Source organism: Agrobacterium sp. Azo12, assembly GCF_029193765.2.
Taxonomy (GTDB): Bacteria; Pseudomonadota; Alphaproteobacteria; order Rhizobiales; family Rhizobiaceae; genus Agrobacterium.
The window spans coordinates 1,673,822-1,690,137 of sequence record NZ_JARFYO020000001.1; the positions used below are offsets into that span (position 1 = coordinate 1,673,822).

Genomic DNA, 16,316 nt, shown 5'->3' on the forward strand with positions numbered 1-16,316 from the left:
CAAAAAATGAAAAAGCCGCCCGTAAGTGACTCTACGGGCGGCTTTTTTTGCATTTTATAAGGCTTCTATCAGAAGAAACCGCGGCGCTGCCACCAGCCGCCCTTACGCGGCTTTGGATCATCGCCATCACCTTCGTTCGAGGCTGTGGACGTTACCACAGGCTCGGAAGACGAAACATTCTCACCACGGTTGGCGCGGACGGGTTTTGCGTCATCACTCAGATCGGCAGAAGCTTCACCAACTTCTTCAATCGCGGCGTCGACAACCGTCTCTTCAACAACCACCGGCTCTACGGTTTCAACCTTGGCCTTGGCAGGTTTTTCAGCTTTGGGAGCAGCAACAGCCTCTTCAGCTGGAGCTTCTTCCTGTGCCTTGGCCTTGCGAGTGCGGCGTGGCTTCTTGGCTTTTGGCTCTTCGGACACCACTTCGCCGCTACCGCCTTCAACGACGCTGGCCGCCGCGGCTTCCACAACGACGACGTCGCTTTCGCTGGACACAGCGGTTTCAACCGCAACGCCTTCATCGGCAGTGCTGTTGTCGTCACCATCAGTTTCACCCGAGGCTTCGATATCGTTCTCTTCATCGGAGCGATTGCGACGACCGCCGCGCTTGCCACGACGGCGACGCTTGCGCTTGTTTTCTTCGTCAGACGAACTGTTGTCAGCCGAAACTTCATCGGCAGTCTCGTTGGTGTCACCACCAACGGTTTCTACGCCGTTGTCAGCATCGTCATCGCTCTCGTCGCCTTCATCATCGCCCTCGGCACCATTATCCTGTGCCTGCGCGTCCTGACCGTTCTGGCCGCCCTTGCGACGACGACGACGACGACGCTTGCGCTTGCCGCGATTGCCATCTTCATCACCCTCAGCGCGTGCTGGCTGGGCAACTGGTGCCTTGATGATTTCTTCCTCGTCTTCGTCCTCTTCGATTTCGAAGACTGGATCATCTTCTTCTTCGATCACAGGCAGAAGCTGGAGCAGGCTTTCAATTCTAACCGGGTTCTCGACAGGTTCGCCACGATCGATGGCAAAGTGCTGCGAGCCAACGCTGGCATCGGCGGCGATGATGATCGAAACGCCGAAGCGGTTTTCATAATCGACAATCGTGCCACGCTTGTGGTTGAGCAGGTAAAGGGCAGTGTCCGGCGTTGAACGCACAGTGATGTTGTGCGTTGTGTTGCGCAGCAGATATTCCTCGACGCCACGCAGCACGTGCAGGGCGATGGAAGACTCGGAGCGCACGTGGCCGGTGCCGCCGCAATGCGTGCAGACCTGTGTTGTGGATTCCAGAACCGAAGCGCGAATGCGCTGGCGGGACATTTCCAGAAGGCCGAAATGCGAGATGCGGCCAACCTGAATGCGGGCGCGATCGTTTTTCAGGCAATCCTTCAACTTCTTCTCGACGGAGCGGTTGTTGCGCTTTTCTTCCATGTCGATGAAGTCGATGACGACAAGACCGGCAAGGTCGCGCAGGCGAAGCTGACGTGCAACTTCTTCCGCTGCCTCAAGGTTCGTTGCCAGCGCGGTTTCCTCAATGGAATGCTCGCGGGTCGAACGGCCCGAGTTGACGTCGATGGAAACCAGAGCTTCTGTCTGGTTGATGATCAGGTAACCACCAGATTTCAGCGTGACCTGCGGCTGCAGCATACGGTCAAGCTGCGCTTCGATGCCGGAGCGCGAGAAGATCGGGTGAATATCGCGGTAAGGCTGAACCACCTTGGCATGGCTCGGCATCAGCATCTTCATGAAGTCTTTTGCTTCACGGTAGCCTTCTTCGCCGGACACGATGATTTCGCTGATGTCACGATTGTAGAGGTCGCGGATCGAACGCTTGATCAGCGAGCCTTCCTCGTAAACGAGGCAAGGGGCTGTGGAGTTCAATGTCAGTGTGCGGACATTTTCCCACAGGCGCATCAGGTATTCGAAGTCGCGCTTGATCTCGACACGTGTACGGTTGGCACCTGCTGTACGCAGGATAACGCCCATGCCGTTCGGCACTTCCAGATCGCGTGCGATTTCCTTCAGGCGCTTGCGGTCCTGAGGCTGAGTGATCTTGCGGGAAATACCGCCGCCTCGAGCCGTATTCGGCATCAGCACGGAGTAACGGCCGGCCAATGAAAGGTAGGTGGTCAGAGCTGCGCCCTTGTTACCGCGTTCTTCCTTGGCAACCTGAACCAGAATAATCTGGCGGCGCTTGATGACTTCCTGAATGCGGTACTGCTTGCGTGGCTTGCGCGCTACGCGATCAGGAACCTCTTCCATGGCATCTTCTGCGCCGACGGATTCGATAACTTCCTTCTCATGGTCGTCGTCATCGTCATCATCGTCGTCAGAGCCATTGCGGCGAAGACCTTCGACTTCTTCCGAAATCGTGTCAGCGTCAACCATCGCAGCCATTTCGCCGCCTGGGGTCTCATCATCGCTGCCGGAAGCTTCGGCTGATGCTTCTTCTTCAGCATCGGCCTTCTTCTTGCGGGGGCGGCGTACGCGCTTCTTTGGCTTTTCTTCCTCGGCAGGTGCCTCAATGTTGGCGGCTTCTGCTTCTACCTCTGCAGGCGCAGCTTCAGCTTCGGCAGTTTCCTGCGGCGCGGCGGATTGCTGCTCTGATGTGTCGGAGACTTTCGCATCAGTGCTCAGCGGTACAATGCCGATGTCCGGCTGGTCAGCTGTGGAAAGATCGACTGTCGCTGTATGGTCGTGCGGGGCATCCGCTGGCTCGAAATCATCGCTACCGCGATGTTCTTCGGCTTCTGCTCTCAGAAGTGCCTGACGATCCGCAAGCGGGATCTGATAGTAGTCGGGATGGATTTCTGCGAATGCCAGAAAGCCATGACGGTTCCCACCGTAATCGACGAAGGCTGCCTGAAGCGATGGTTCTACCCGGGTTACCTTTGCAAGGTAGATATTGCCCCGGATCTGCTTCTTGTGCTCGGATTCGAAGTCGAACTCCTCAATCCGGTTGCCTCTGACGACTACAACCCGCGTCTCCTCTTCGTGGGAGGCGTCGATAAGCATTTTGTCTGCCATGTAATCTCTGCTCCTCGACGCGACCCCGTGACAGACGAGGATCGTACCGCCGAAAAGGCGGTTCTCCCGTATCTATGAGAGGGTGCGTCGGAAATGATGTTTACCGCTTGGCGCGCGTCAACTGACAACAGCGAGGCGAAGGGCAATGCAAAATGCTTGCCGCTTTGGCCTTGTATGTAAGAAAGCTGTTGCAACGACACCATTTGCCCAAGCCGGTAATACGATAATAACTGGCCCCTTGAGGCCGATGAGTTTGCCCTTCCAGAAGGGCGGACGGTGGCATGCCACCGGGTATATGCCCGGCTCATGCCGGAATTGTTCCAGTTTCAGGAAAAATGTAGCGACGGCAGATGATTCCCGTTTTGCAGCGCCAGCGTCTTTACGATTGGCAGCCCTACGGGTATCTATCCCGTTAACATCTAAACCCTCAATTTGTGTTGTATGGTTTATCCGGCTCAATAGCAATAGGCACGCTAAATATGCCATATTGCTGGAGTAATTCAGGCGTTAACAAATGCTTCACCAATGGCTGTGAATGTGGTCTGACACGGACCGAAACAGGGCAGGGCGGCGCGGTTTCGAGAGGCATTGGGGGCTTTTGAAAGCACTTTGCTAAAATGACGAATATGAAAAAAAAGATTTGGGCTGTCATGATTATTGCACAAATGCGGGCGGCAATCCGGTGCTCGACGCGTATTACGCTGCGAATCACCCTTGCAGCCACTCTGACGGCAGTCACTTTCTTCTCGGTTCCAAACGCTGCTTTTGCAATCGGCGAGAGTTCAAGGATGGTGGCGAGCGCGGCCCGCATCGCCGGAAATGAAGCCCGCACCCGCGTTGTCATCGATTTTGCCGAAGAGCCGGAATTCGAGGTGCATTATCTCGATTCGCCGGAGCGTATCGTCGTTGATCTTCCATCCACCGATTTTGCATTTCCTGCCAAGGATCTCGAGGCTGCCGGCCTTTTCCGTGACGTGCGTTTCGGCACGATGGACGAGGGCCGCGCCCGGATCGTTCTGACCGCCAAGAAACCGGTGCGCCTGGCCATATCCGAGGTGCAGCCAAATTCGGAAGGTAATGGCGTTCGTCTGGTGCTGGATGCTGAAATCACCGACAAGGCGACCTTTGCCAATCTCGTCAAAGACCAGAGCTGGCAACCGCCATCTCCGGTCACCACCGCCTCGGTTGATGGCGTTGTCAGCGGCAAGAGTGACCGGCAGGCCCAGTTCATCATCGCAGTTGATGCAGGCCACGGCGGCATTGATAATGGTGCGCAGGGCGGCAAGACCGGTACGCATGAAAAAGACATTACCCTTGCCTTTGCCAAGGAACTGACAGAGCGGCTGAACAAGGAGCCCGGCATTCAGGCCGTGCTGACGCGCGAATCCGACGAGTTTCTGGCCCTTTCCGAGCGTGTGCAGATCGCCCGCCAGAAAGGCGCTAATCTTTTGATTTCTCTGCATGCCGATACGCTCAAACAAAAGGGCATTCGTGGCGCAACCGTCTACACCATATCAGACCGCGCATCCGACCGCATGGCGGCTGAACTGGCTGAGCGCGAAAACCTGTCCGACGAACTGGCCGGTGTTGCCATGCCGGCAAGCCAGCCGGAAGTGGCCGATATCCTGCTCGACCTGACACGGCGCGAGACACAGGCGTTCTCGGTGACCTTGGCCGGTAATATCCTGGCGTCGTTTGAAGGGCAGATCGGCCTGATCAACAACCCGCATCGCTATGCCGGTTTCCGCGTTTTGCAGGCGCCTGATATTCCCTCCATTCTGCTGGAAATGGGCTTCCTGTCCAATCCGGAAGATGAAAAGCTGTTGCTCGATGTCGAATGGCGTAAAAAGCTGGCCGATGTCATGGCAAAGGCGGTCGGAAAATATCACAATCAGTTCGTCGCCAACGGCGGTTGAGGCGTCCTCTTTCCAGTAACTTTTTCGTGGGGTCGTGGCTTTTGCGGCGCCAAATACAACCACAGGGTTTGCTGCGGGACAGGCAGTTCTCAGCTATTTGACCTGTTGCGATAAGGTGACCCTTGGCCGGAAAAGGTCTTGGCAATGGCCCTAATGCCCGCTTTACTGGGGTAGGGCCCTATTTTACTCACATTCCCGGCGTTACTCGGCATATGTGTGGGCGACTCGTCGCTTTTGCATTAAAGACTTTGTTTGGTGTGGCTTATGACCGGCTATATTGGCAAATGCTGATGTCCCGGCTTGTCATTGCCGGAGTGGTGTGCAAAACCGCACCGACTATGCGAAAATGCGCTTGATGGTGAGCGCGAATGCCACGTTCGGATTATCGGTAGCTTTATATGATAAGACTGATTGGATATTTCTTCGGTATTGCAAGCGCGCTTTTCCTGTGCGCTGCTGCAGGGGCTGCGCTTTATCTCTACACCCTTCGCGAGCAATTGCCGGACTATGCCGTTCTCAGCTCCTACGAGCCGCCGGTCACGACCCGCGTTCACGCCGGCAATGGTGCGTTGATGGCAGAATATGCGCATGAAAAGCGCCTGTTCCTGCCCATCCAGGCCATTCCAGACCGCGTGAAGGCTGCGTTCCTCTCCGCAGAAGACAAGAATTTCTATAATCACCCTGGCGTTGATATCTACGGTCTTGGCCGCGCTATTCTGGTCAACATCCAGAACCTCGGTTCCGGCCGCCGTCCGGTTGGTGCATCGACCATTACTCAGCAGGTCGCCAAGAACTTCCTGCTGACCAACGACCAGACCATCGACCGCAAGATCAAGGAAGCGATTCTGTCCTTCCGCATCGAGCAGACCTATTCGAAAGACAAGATTCTTGAGCTTTATCTCAATGAAATCTTCTTCGGTATGAATGCCTACGGTATTGCCGGTGCCGCGCTGACCTATTTCAACAAGTCGGTCACCGAACTGACCATTGCCGAAACCGCCTATCTGGCATCGCTGCCGAAGGGCCCGGCCAACTACCACCCGTTCCGTTACGAGAAGGCTGCTCTTGAGCGCCGTAACTGGGTGATCGACCGTATGGCCGAAAATGGCTACATCAACACCGCCGATGCGTCGGAAGCAAAAAACCAGCCGCTTGGCGTAAATCTGCGTCGCGGTGGTGCCCACCTGTTTGCGTCTGACTACTTCGCCGAAGAAGTCCGTCGCCAGATCGTTGATAAATACGGCGAGAAGGCCCTGCTGGAAGGTGGCCTTTCGGTTCGTACCTCGCTTGATCCGGTCTTGCAGGTTGAAGCGCGCAAGGCGCTGCAGGACGGTCTTCTTGATTATGACGAGCGCCGTGGTTTCCGTGGCCCTGTCGATGAGATTGACGTATCCGGTGATTGGGGCGCTGCCCTTGCCAAGATCCGTCCGCTGCGCGACGTGCCGGAGTGGAAACTGGCCGTGGTGCTGGACGCTGGCGATCAATCCGTTGATATCGGCATGCAGCCGGAAACCGATGCCGGTGGCAAGGTTGTCCAGGATCGCGTCCGTGCGAGCATTCCAGCTGAAAACATGAAATGGGCTTACCGCGATGCGACCGGCAAGCGTAACACCGCCAAGTCGCCAAGTGGCGTTCTGAAGGCTGGTGACGTTGTCTATGTCCAGGCATTGACAGAAAACGGCAATACGTTCCGTCTTCGTCAGCCACCGAAAGTGCAGGGTGGCCTCGTTGCCATGGACCCGCATACCGGCCGCGTTCTCGCCATGGTTGGCGGTTTCTCCTACGGTCAGTCGGAGTTCAACCGTTCCACGCAGGCCATGCGCCAGCCGGGTTCGTCGTTCAAACCGTTCGTTTACGCTGCAGCGCTCGACAATGGGTATACGCCAGCTTCTGTTGTGATGGATGCGCCGATTGAGATCGTCTCTGGCGGTCAGGTCTGGCGTCCGCAGAACTACGGCGGTGGTTCCGCTGGTCCGTCGACACTGCGTCTCGGTATTGAGAAGTCTCGTAACCTGATGACCATCCGCCTTGCAGACGACATGGGCATGAACCTTGTTGCGGAATATGCGGAACGTTTCGGTATCTATGACAAGATGCTGCCGGTTCTCGCCATGTCGCTTGGTTCGGGTGAAACGACCGTGACCCGTATGGTCTCTGCCTACGCGGTTCTGGCCAATGGCGGCAAGCAGATCAAGCCAACCGTGATCGACCGTATTCAGGACCGTTACGGCAAGACGATTTTCCGTCACGAAGAACGCACCTGTGAAGGCTGCAACGCGCAGACCTGGTCAGGTCAGGACGAGCCGACCATCATCGATAACCGCGAACAGGTTCTCGACCCGATGACAGCCTACCAGACAACATCCATGCTGGAAGGCGTCGTCACCCGTGGTACGGCCGCTGGCAAGATTCCGGTCAAGGATCGTCCGGTTGCTGGCAAGACAGGCACCACCAACGATGAAAAGGATGCCTGGTTCGTGGGTTACACACCGGACCTCGTGGCTGGCCTTTACATTGGCTTCGATACGCCAGCACCGCTTGGTCGTGGTGGCACCGGTGGTTCGCTTGCTGCACCTATCTTTGGCGAGTTCCTCGCAGCTGCTGCCAAGCACACACCGCCCGGCAAGTTCATCGTGCCTGAGGGCATGCAGTTCATCGCCGTCAACCGCAAGACCGGCATGTATGCCAATGAAGGTGATCCAGACACGATCATGGAAGCCTTCAAGCCAGGCACCGGCCCGGCTGACAGCTTCTCGGTTATCGGCATGGAAAACTACATGTCGCCGGAAGATATCATGCGTGCCTCACCACAGGCACAGCAGGCCATTACCAACGGTGGTGGCGGGCTTTACTAAGCTCCAGATCACAATGCAGCGAAGGCGCGGGTCTTTACATCCGCGCCTTCGGCATTTATGCACCGGGGCCAGTTTTACTGAGTGGATGAAGACGTCCAGAGACTTTCAACGAAGGTGAAATAGCAGCGAATGCGCAACGAGATTGTGAATGTTGTCGACGAAATCAAGCAGGCCATAAGCCTGCTGAGGAGGCATCTTTGACTGGGACCAGGCGATAAGACGACTGGACTGGTTGAATAACAAGGCAGAGGATCCAAACCTCTGGAACGATGCCACAGAAGCACAGAAGCTGATGCGTGAGCGCCAGCAGCTTGACGAAAGCATCAGCGGCGTCAAAGCCCTCGAGCAGCAGGTCAACGATAATATCGAATTGATCGAGATGGGCGAGGAAGAAGGCGATCAGGATATCGTCAAGGACGCCGAAGAGGCATTGAAGGCGCTGCGCAGCGAAGCCAACCGCCGGCAGGTCGAAGCGATGCTGTCTGGTGAAGCCGACGCCAACGACACCTATGTTGAAGTTCACTCCGGTGCTGGCGGTACTGAAAGCCAGGACTGGGCCAGCATGCTGTTGCGCATGTACACCCGCTGGGCTGAACGCCAGGGCTTCAAGGTTGAAGTGCTGGAAGTGCATGATGGGGAAGAGGCGGGCATCAAGTCTGCAACCATTCTCGTTAAGGGCCACAATGCATTCGGCTGGATGAAGACGGAATCGGGCGTTCACCGTCTGGTGCGTATTTCGCCCTATGACAGCAACGCGCGCCGTCACACCTCGTTCTCGTCGATCTGGGTTTACCCTGTCGTTGATGACTCGATCCAGATCGACATCAATGAAAGCGATTGCCGCATCGATACCTACCGTTCGTCGGGTGCCGGTGGTCAGCACGTTAACACCACCGACTCGGCCGTGCGTATCACGCATATTCCAACCGGTATCGCTGTGGCCTGCCAGCAGGAACGCTCTCAGCACAAGAACCGCGCCAAGGCGTGGGACATGTTGCGTTCGCGCCTTTATGAAGTCGAACTTCAAAAGCGCGAAGAAGCGGCCAATGCACAGGCAGCCTCCAAAACCGATATCGGCTGGGGTCACCAGATCCGCTCCTACGTTTTGCAGCCCTACCAGCTGGTCAAGGACCTGCGTACCGGTGTGGAAAGCACCGCTCCGAGCAACGTGCTGGACGGCGATCTGAACGAGTTTATGGAAGCCGCACTGGCTCACCGCATCAGCGGCGGTGCCGATATTGATGTTTCCGACATCGACTGATTTCAATATCTCCGTAAGGTGTATTGAAAACAAAGCATTAGAGCCTGTTGATGAATCAGATCGTGAGCGACTTGATTCAGTTTGACAGCACCAAAAGAACCCGCCGATCATGATCGGCGGGTTTTCTTTCGGCGGCAAGGCGCTGCCTGAGATCAAGACCCGGGAGAAGACCAGGCATGTGGGGCATTCATTTGCTCGGGCATAAAAAATCCCCGGTCGAAGCCGGGGATTGATCTTGTCGGAAGTGATTGGTTCAGAGCCGTCGCAGGCGGCTGCTCCACAGCGTTCAGTTCGAGGCTTTCTCGATCTTCATGTCGCCCAGCTCATCGATTAGCACGGTCCAGGCTTCAGTCTCTGTCGACATCGGATCGGTCTTCAGGTGAACGGTAACAAACAGGCCCGGCACATTGCCGTTGCCTGACGAGCTTTCCGGACGAATGTCGGTGACATAGGCCTTGAACTTCGAAAACTCTTCCAGCTCCACCGTTTGGATGAGGTCAGGGCCATTTGGCGTGTAGGCAATCTGCTGCAGAAAGATGCGTGCCGTGCCGTCATTCTGTCGCATCGCAACGACCTTGTAATAACCACGGCGTGGCGGTGCGGCCGCAGGAGGCGCTGCTTCCGAAGTCGCTGTCGTGGTGGCTGCTGCAGCGGGGGCCGGCTCGTCTTCCCAAAGGCCGCTGCTGGCGACGAAAATGGCAGCGACAGGCAGGTCCTCGATGGGGGAGGTTGGTGTCGTCTGCGCGTGAACGGCTTGCAGCGAGAGCGCAAACAGTGCGGCTGTCAGGAGGGTTTTTGTAACAAGACCTGGCATTTTCATCATTTCATCAGTTCGTGAATTGTTCGGCGAGAATTCGGTCCGACCATGAGCGGTCAGGATCGGACAAAATCACCGCAGTTCTATCCTGGGATTGTGCGATACGCACACTTACCACGGATTTAACCTCGGTGTGATCCGCAACCGCATTGACGGGACGTTTTTCAACTTCCAACACATGAATATCCACCGTCACCTTGTTCGGTAACAATGCACCACGCCAGCGGCGCGGACGAAACGCGCTGACCGGGGTCAATGCGAGAAGGGGTGATTCCAGTGGCAGGATCGGCCCGTGGGCGGAGAAGTTATAGGCAGTGGACCCTGCAGGCGTTGCAACCATAACGCCGTCACAGATCAATTCCTCCAGCCGTATCTTGTCATCGACGGTGACCTTCAGCTTTGCAGCCTGGTGCGACTGTCGGAAAAGACTGACCTCATTCATGGCTAGCGCGGTAAATTCCGCTCCATGCACATCCGTCGCGATCATTTTTAATGGGTGGAAATCATTGCCGGTGGCAATCGCCACACGCTCATGCAGGTTGTCGACGCGGAAATCATTCATCAGGAAACCGACTGAGCCGCGGTTCATGCCATAGACACGTTTGCCGGAATTCATGGTTTCATTGAGGATCTGCAATAGAAAGCCATCGCCACCCAGCGCAATGATGACGTTTGCCTCGTCAAAGGGGGCGTTTCCATACCGGGCAATCAATGCTTCGCATGCGGCGCGGGCATCCGGTGTGTTGGCGTGGACAAATGATAGCGACTGTTGTGAACCGGACATGCAATCTACCTTTTGGAACAGTACCTTGGTACAGGAAGTCAGGAGGGTGCGACAAGCTCTTTCAGGCCTGCAGCCGGCGCGTTTTATGATGCATGGCCTGATATTTTCGAACAAACGTCACAATGGTGGGCTCCCTGCCTGATTTGATGCACCCTATAGGCGGAAAATGGCAGTTCCTTATGACGATGTCTGAAAATATGCGGCCGTTATGAAAACTGTTCACCATGCGCACGATTAATGGCGCTCGGACTTTATCAGTTGCAATGCCCATCATTTGCGGGCTTGCAGAGAAAGCCGGGGTCGGGCAGGTTGCGGCAAAAGCATAAGGAATAAAAAACGGCAGGAGACTGGTGTGGCGATCGAATACAGTATCTATGATGTTTTTACCGACAAACGTCTTGAGGGAAATCCTCTCGCAGTCATGTATGATGCTGACGGGCTTGACGACAAGACGATGCAGGCTATCGCCCGCGAGATGAACCTGTCGGAAACCGTGTTCATCCGCAAATCAGATAACCCTGCCTACGCCGCATCCTTACGCATTTTTACCCCCGGTAGCGAACTGCCCTTTGCAGGCCACCCGACCGTTGGGGCTGCCGTGGCACTGGGGGAGCGTAACCCCAATGGCGGTGACGTCGATATGGTTTGCGTTCTCGAGGAGAAGGTAGGACCGGTCCGCTGCGCCATCCGGCTTCGCAAGGATGCGCCGGGGTTTGCCGAATTCGATTTGCCGCGAAAGTCTTCCCGTATCGAGCTGCCGCTTGACCGCGCGAAGCTGGCCGATGCACTCGGTGTCAGCGAAGGCAATATCGGCTTTGAAAATCACCAGCCGTCGATTTGGACGGCTGGTGTGCCATTCCTGCTGGTGCCGCTGCATAATATCTCCACTATTAGGGAAATGGATTTTGATCCGCAGTTGTGGGAACGCTCGGCGCCGCTGGTGGAGGGGAGGCTGGCTGCCTGCTACGTTTACTGTCGTGGTGGTGTGAACCACACCGCCAAATTTCATGCGCGCATGTTCTCGCCTGAAATGGGCATTGCCGAAGACCCGGCAACCGGTTCGGCCGCGGCTGCTCTATCCGGCGCCATCCATCATTTTGACGGCCTGTCCGACGGGCATTATCCGGTGATGATAGAGCAGGGCGTCGAGATGGGTCGTCCGTCCTTCATCCATCTGCATATCGATGTGAAAGACGGTGATATTTCCCGCGCACGAATTGGCGGCAGTGCCGTCCGCGTGGCGCACGGCACCATGGATGTTTGATAAAAGCCTGAAAATTGGAACCATTTTTGTGGATTGCCCGTTTCCCTGACAGAAGGAGAAACGCGATGCAACACACGGGTAACGGCTCAGGTAGAAGTGGTAGCCGTCAACTGACGGCCGCAAATGGCGGAGCAAACTACTCTCCAAACATCATCCATTTGCATGGAACCCATGTGGCAATGATCTTTCGGCGTTTCTGTCCAAATCCTCTCGATCTGCGCAGCGAGCGCCGGTCGGTGACGGATAAAGGTTCTGACGAACACGGTAAGAAAGCGTGATTTCGTGAATTTGGAATTGCGGGTTACTCTTCTCGCGCAGTGAAACAGCGAAAGGAGAATGATATGAAGGCAATTCTCATAATCGCCTCGACACTTGCGCTTTCGGCCCCTGTAGCGTTTGCCGAATGCGCCGGACATGCCAAGCTGAACACATCAGCTGCAGTCGATACTGAAATAAAGACGGCAAGCATTGCCAAAACGGCAGATCAAAAGACCGATGAAGTCTTGATCATGCAGAAAAAAACTGAGACGCCCGAAACAGCTCGGCAGACAGAATAACAATATTGGTTTGATGTGATCCCTCGTGCCCTTTCTCCAGTCGGGCGCGGGGGATTTTTTACGTCACAACGAATGCGAAAATGATATGTCCGACGATGGAGATGGCCAGAGCGCCAAGAAGAACGATAAGCAAAATGCGGCTCATGACCCATCCTCGAAATCTGCATGAAAGACATGAGACGAGAGGCGGCGAAGTTATTTCGCAGTCTCCAATTTCACAGTCATTTCAGGAAGTTAATGGTGGGTGATGTAGGGCTCGAACCTACGACCCGCTGATTAAGAGTCAGCTGCTCTACCAACTGAGCTAATCACCCGCCGCCGCCCTCAGGCGGTGTGAGGGGGCTATAAAGAGGAAAAAAAGGAATGTCCAGCGCGGAAATGAAATTTCTTCGTTTTTTATGACAAAAAAATTTCACTCACGCTGGACACGCCCATCTTTTTCCCGAAGATCGACGGTGGAGAATGCTCTCGGGAATGTATGTTAGTCGTTTGTAAATACAGGAGGAATCACCTCCGGAATGCACGTCCGACGGCAATGAGTATGCACGCGCCCACAAAGCCAGCAATGAGATAGCCCAGCCAACCGGTCAACACGACGCCAAACAACGATAGTATCGCATTGGCGACAATCGCACCGATGATACCAAGGATGATGTTCATCAACACGCCAAGATTGCTTTTCATGAACTGTTCAGCGAGCCATCCGGCGACACCACCAATGACAATTGCTGCAATCCAGCCAACACCTGCAGATTCCATGATTTCCTCCCACGCTAACTGCAAGTTTAAATTTGGTGATTCTAATATTAAAATACAAGGGAAAACAGCGGCTCTACAGCGTTTCTGGCCTAAAAAAGGACATCAGAAGCCGCTTGGAAGCCCTATTGTCGCGGCAATCGTTTTTCATAAACCGCTACGCGCATTATTTTGCGGCAAATTGCACGCCGAATTGCGGGTAGTCGAGGGGGATTGAACAAGGGCTCAAGGCCATTTTGCCGGGCCAATTTTCGATCCTTCACACAGGTTTTGAATATTTTTGCGTGACACGTATGAAACTGATGTTTGTTGTGTGCTTGTTTAAACAGCGTGATGAATTTCAGATTCGGGTCGCAAGTGATTCCGTACGCCGGAAAGGTAATTGACGTGTTTGGCATTCCTGACGCCCGGCGTTTGCCGCGGCTAGCTGTATTGATTGTTCTGTTGTCGCTCAGTGCTTTGTGTGCCGTGCCTTCGTTGGCGCTATCGCAGGATGGAGTACCGGCGGATGCGTCGTCACCGATTGAGCAGATGCGGACCGACCTGCAAAACAACAAGGCTGCACTTGGTAAACTGGCAGAGACCGTTGAAGCGGCAAAAGATGATGATGCCAGACTGGTGGACCTTAAGGCCCAGTCCGATGCCATTGCGTCCAACGCGGTTAAATCTTCGGTCAGCCTGCGCCCACGTTTTGAGGCCGCCAAGACCCGTCTCGATGAACTTGGCGAACCGCCGAAGGATGGCCAACCGCCAGAAGCGCCGATCGTCACCGAAGAGCGCAGCCGTTTGATTGCCGAGAGAGCTGACATCAATGCACTGACGGGCGAGGCCGAACAACTGTCCACGCAGGCCAGTCAGTTGTCCAACCACATTACAGATCTGCGCCGGTCTCTTTTCAAGGATACGCTTTTCAAGCGCACCGAGATTTCGCTGAATGTGTTTTCGGCTGCCGGTTCGTCGCTGGTCAACGAAGTGTCGTCCTTCCAGCGGGTCGTTGGTAGCTGGTGGACCTTCGTGTGGAACTACAAGCCGCTTCAACTGTTGTCTGCCATCTTCCTGTCGTTGCTGGCCGCCATGCTGTTTCTGGTCGGCGGCTACAAGTTCCTTGGCAGCCACATGGAACGCAGTGCCTTCTCGGGCGAGCCGGGTTATATCCGCCGCCTTTCGGTGGCCTTCTGGTCCACCATGGTGCAATCGGCCACGGTCGTAGCCTTCCTGGTGGCATCGGCGTTTTTGCTTGAAAACTTCAATGTGCTGCGTTCAGACATTGCGCCCATCGTCTTTACGGCCATGGGCTTTACCGGTCTGGTTTACTTCGTCTGGCGCCTGACCTATGCGGTGTTTGCGCCCAAGCACCCGAACTGGCGTCTGGTTCGTGTCAGCAATACCGGCGCGCACCACCTGACTTGGGCCGTGCTGGCCATGACCGTGGTCAATGGTTTCGACTATCTGCTGAGTGGTATCAGTGAGGCGCTGTATTCACCTGTTATCCTGACGGTGGTGAAAAGCTTCGTTGCATCGGTCATTGTCGGTATCATCCTCATCATCATGTCCTTCATGCACCCGGTCATGCAGAAGGATGCAGATCCGGCCGCGCCCGGACAACGCCTACCACGCTGGATGAACGTGTTGTTTCGTCTGGCCGGCCTGTTTATCATCGGTGCGTGTTTGACGGGATATGTTGGCCTTGCTCGGTTTGTGTCGACACAGATTGTCGTCACCGGTGCCGTGCTGGCTACCATGTATATTGGCATTCTCTCCGGCAAGGCGATTTCCAAACAGGGCATATTTGCCGATTCCGTCGCTGGCAGTTTCCTGTACCGGCGTTACGGCTTGGGCCCCGTGTTTCTTGACCAACTGGGACTTGTTGCCGGTCTCGGCATCTATGTTGTCGCACTTGCCTTTGGTGTGCCGCTGATCCTGTTTTCCTGGGGTTTCCAGCCCGGCGATATCGAGAACTGGGGCTATCGGTTGCTGACTGGTATTCCGGTTGGCAACACCAATATCTCGCTGCTGGCGGTGTTCGGTGGCATCGCGGTTTTTGCAATTGGCTACATCATCACCCGCTGGTTCCAGCGCTGGCTGGACAACAATGTCATGGCGCGCAGCAAGGCTGACGCCGGTGTGCGCAACTCGGTCAAGACGGGCATTGGTTATCTCGGTATCGCCATTGCCGCCATCTTCGGTGTTTCCTCGGCCGGGCTTGACCTCTCCAACCTCGCACTGGTGGCCAGCGCGTTGTCGGTCGGTATCGGTTTTGGCTTGCAAAATATCGTGTCCAACTTCGTGTCGGGCCTCATCCTGCTGGTGGAGCGTCCATTCAAGGTCGGCGACTGGGTGGTCACAGGCGCGACCGAAGGCACCGTCAAGCGTATCTCGGTGCGTGCGACCGAAATCGAAACCTTCCGCCGCCAGTCGATCATCGTGCCAAACTCCGAGTTCATCAATTCTCCGGTTGGCAACTGGACGCACCGTAACCGCATTGCCCGTTCGGAAATTCCGGTTGGCGTCAGCTATGAGGCTGATCCAGGCAAGGTCATGGACATCCTGCTGGAACTGGTGCGCGCCCAGCCGCTTATTCTGAAAAATCCTGAACCGCATGTTGAATTCTTGCGCTTTGGTGACTTCTCGCTTGATTTCGAAGTGCGCTTCTTCCTGGCCGACCTGTCGGACGGTTTGCCGGTTCGTAACCAGTTGCGGATCGATATTCTCAGACGCTTCCGCGAGGAGGGCATTGATATCGCCTCGCCACAGCGCAATCTCAATGTGCATGTCGACCGTGACAACTCGCAGGCTCTGGCCAGCAAACTGGTGGAAGAGAGCGAGAAGCTAGCGCGGAAGGAAAAGGACGCGGAAGAGGGCGAGGGCGGAAATGTCGAGGTGAAGCCTGAACCGCAACAGGTTGAGGCGGCAGCGAACACAAAAGCGGCCGGCAAATCTGCTGACGGTGTGTCCACTAGGCCAACGGCCAAGTCGACAGACAAGAAAGGCTGATTGCCACTATTCAGCCTCTATTCATGGCGTGCCCCTTAGAATCACCGCATACTCTTTTTGACAAAGAGATTGGGCTATCAAGGGGG

Annotated in this window: 10 protein-coding genes and 1 tRNA gene; 6 read left to right on the forward strand and 5 right to left on the reverse strand. The window is 55.5% G+C overall.

Annotation, left to right across the window (positions count from 1 at the left end; genetic code table 11):
- Positions 1-68: 68 nt before the first annotated feature.
- Entirely contained in the window at positions 69-3,026 is a 2,958-nt protein-coding gene (locus PYL13_RS07875; protein WP_275640941.1) for an Rne/Rng family ribonuclease, read from the reverse strand.
- 650 nt (positions 3,027-3,676) lie between these two features.
- Between PYL13_RS07875 and PYL13_RS07880 the strand changes: the two genes are divergently transcribed.
- From PYL13_RS07880 to prfB, 3 genes are all read left to right on the forward strand, one after another.
- Complete coding sequence (locus tag PYL13_RS07880; RefSeq protein WP_246787651.1) at positions 3,677-4,942, forward strand: N-acetylmuramoyl-L-alanine amidase; 1,266 nt, start codon at positions 3,677-3,679, stop codon at positions 4,940-4,942.
- Positions 4,943-5,340: 398 nt separating this feature from the next.
- Positions 5,341-7,797 (forward strand): penicillin-binding protein 1A, encoded by a 2,457-nt coding sequence (locus PYL13_RS07885; RefSeq protein ID WP_275640942.1) that lies wholly within the window; start codon positions 5,341-5,343, stop codon positions 7,795-7,797.
- Positions 7,798-7,926: 129 nt separating this feature from the next.
- A protein-coding gene (prfB, locus tag PYL13_RS07890; protein ID WP_259145094.1) for a peptide chain release factor 2 occupies positions 7,927-9,058 on the forward strand; the annotation gives its coding sequence in 2 pieces (ribosomal slippage) (positions 7,927-7,995 and positions 7,997-9,058; 1,131 coding nt in all).
- Between the two features lie 286 nt (positions 9,059-9,344).
- Here the strand turns inward: prfB and PYL13_RS07895 are convergent.
- Both PYL13_RS07895 and PYL13_RS07900 read right to left on the reverse strand, forming a co-directional pair.
- Positions 9,345-9,881 (reverse strand): hypothetical protein, encoded by a 537-nt coding sequence (locus PYL13_RS07895; protein WP_250982752.1) that lies wholly within the window; start codon positions 9,879-9,881, stop codon positions 9,345-9,347.
- Positions 9,882-9,885: 4 nt separating this feature from the next.
- Entirely contained in the window at positions 9,886-10,659 is a 774-nt protein-coding gene (locus PYL13_RS07900; protein WP_250982751.1) for an NAD kinase, read from the reverse strand.
- A 352-nt stretch (positions 10,660-11,011) separates the two neighbouring features.
- Here PYL13_RS07900 and PYL13_RS07905 point away from each other — a divergent pair, with 352 nt between their 5' ends.
- Both PYL13_RS07905 and PYL13_RS07910 read left to right on the forward strand, forming a co-directional pair.
- Positions 11,012-11,923 (forward strand): PhzF family phenazine biosynthesis protein, encoded by a 912-nt coding sequence (locus PYL13_RS07905; protein ID WP_275640943.1) that lies wholly within the window; start codon positions 11,012-11,014, stop codon positions 11,921-11,923.
- Positions 11,924-12,264: 341 nt separating this feature from the next.
- On the forward strand, positions 12,265-12,480 hold the full coding sequence (locus PYL13_RS07910) for a hypothetical protein (protein ID WP_250982748.1): 216 nt from the start codon (positions 12,265-12,267) through the stop codon (positions 12,478-12,480).
- Between the two features lie 238 nt (positions 12,481-12,718).
- On the opposite strand, the gene PYL13_RS07915 is transcribed toward PYL13_RS07910, so the two are convergent.
- Positions 12,719-12,794: transfer RNA gene (locus PYL13_RS07915), tRNA-Lys, on the reverse strand.
- Positions 12,795-12,987: 193 nt separating this feature from the next.
- On the reverse strand, positions 12,988-13,239 hold the full coding sequence (locus PYL13_RS07920) for a GlsB/YeaQ/YmgE family stress response membrane protein (RefSeq protein ID WP_192487625.1): 252 nt from the start codon (positions 13,237-13,239) through the stop codon (positions 12,988-12,990).
- 330 nt (positions 13,240-13,569) lie between these two features.
- Here PYL13_RS07920 and PYL13_RS07925 point away from each other — a divergent pair, with 330 nt between their 5' ends.
- Positions 13,570-16,230, forward strand: a complete 2,661-nt coding sequence (locus PYL13_RS07925) for a mechanosensitive ion channel domain-containing protein (RefSeq protein WP_405049378.1) — start codon at positions 13,570-13,572, stop codon at positions 16,228-16,230.
- Positions 16,231-16,316 lie beyond the last annotated feature (86 nt).

Excerpts from the sequence above, each read along its gene's own strand:
- PYL13_RS07875 (WP_275640941.1), bottom strand. The coding sequence starts at position 3,026 with ATGGCAGACAAAATGCTTATCGACGCCTCCCACGAAGAGGAGACGCGG.
- PYL13_RS07880 (WP_246787651.1), top strand. The coding sequence starts at position 3,677 with ATGATTATTGCACAAATGCGGGCGGCAATCCGGTGCTCGACGCGTATT.
- PYL13_RS07885 (WP_275640942.1), top strand. The coding sequence starts at position 5,341 with ATGATAAGACTGATTGGATATTTCTTCGGTATTGCAAGCGCGCTTTTC.
- PYL13_RS07895 (WP_250982752.1), bottom strand. The coding sequence starts at position 9,881 with ATGATGAAAATGCCAGGTCTTGTTACAAAAACCCTCCTGACAGCCGCA.
- PYL13_RS07900 (WP_250982751.1), bottom strand. The coding sequence starts at position 10,659 with ATGTCCGGTTCACAACAGTCGCTATCATTTGTCCACGCCAACACACCG.
- PYL13_RS07910 (WP_250982748.1), top strand. The coding sequence starts at position 12,265 with ATGAAGGCAATTCTCATAATCGCCTCGACACTTGCGCTTTCGGCCCCT.
- PYL13_RS07920 (WP_192487625.1), bottom strand. The coding sequence starts at position 13,239 with ATGGAATCTGCAGGTGTTGGCTGGATTGCAGCAATTGTCATTGGTGGT.
- PYL13_RS07925 (WP_405049378.1), top strand. The coding sequence starts at position 13,570 with ATGAATTTCAGATTCGGGTCGCAAGTGATTCCGTACGCCGGAAAGGTA.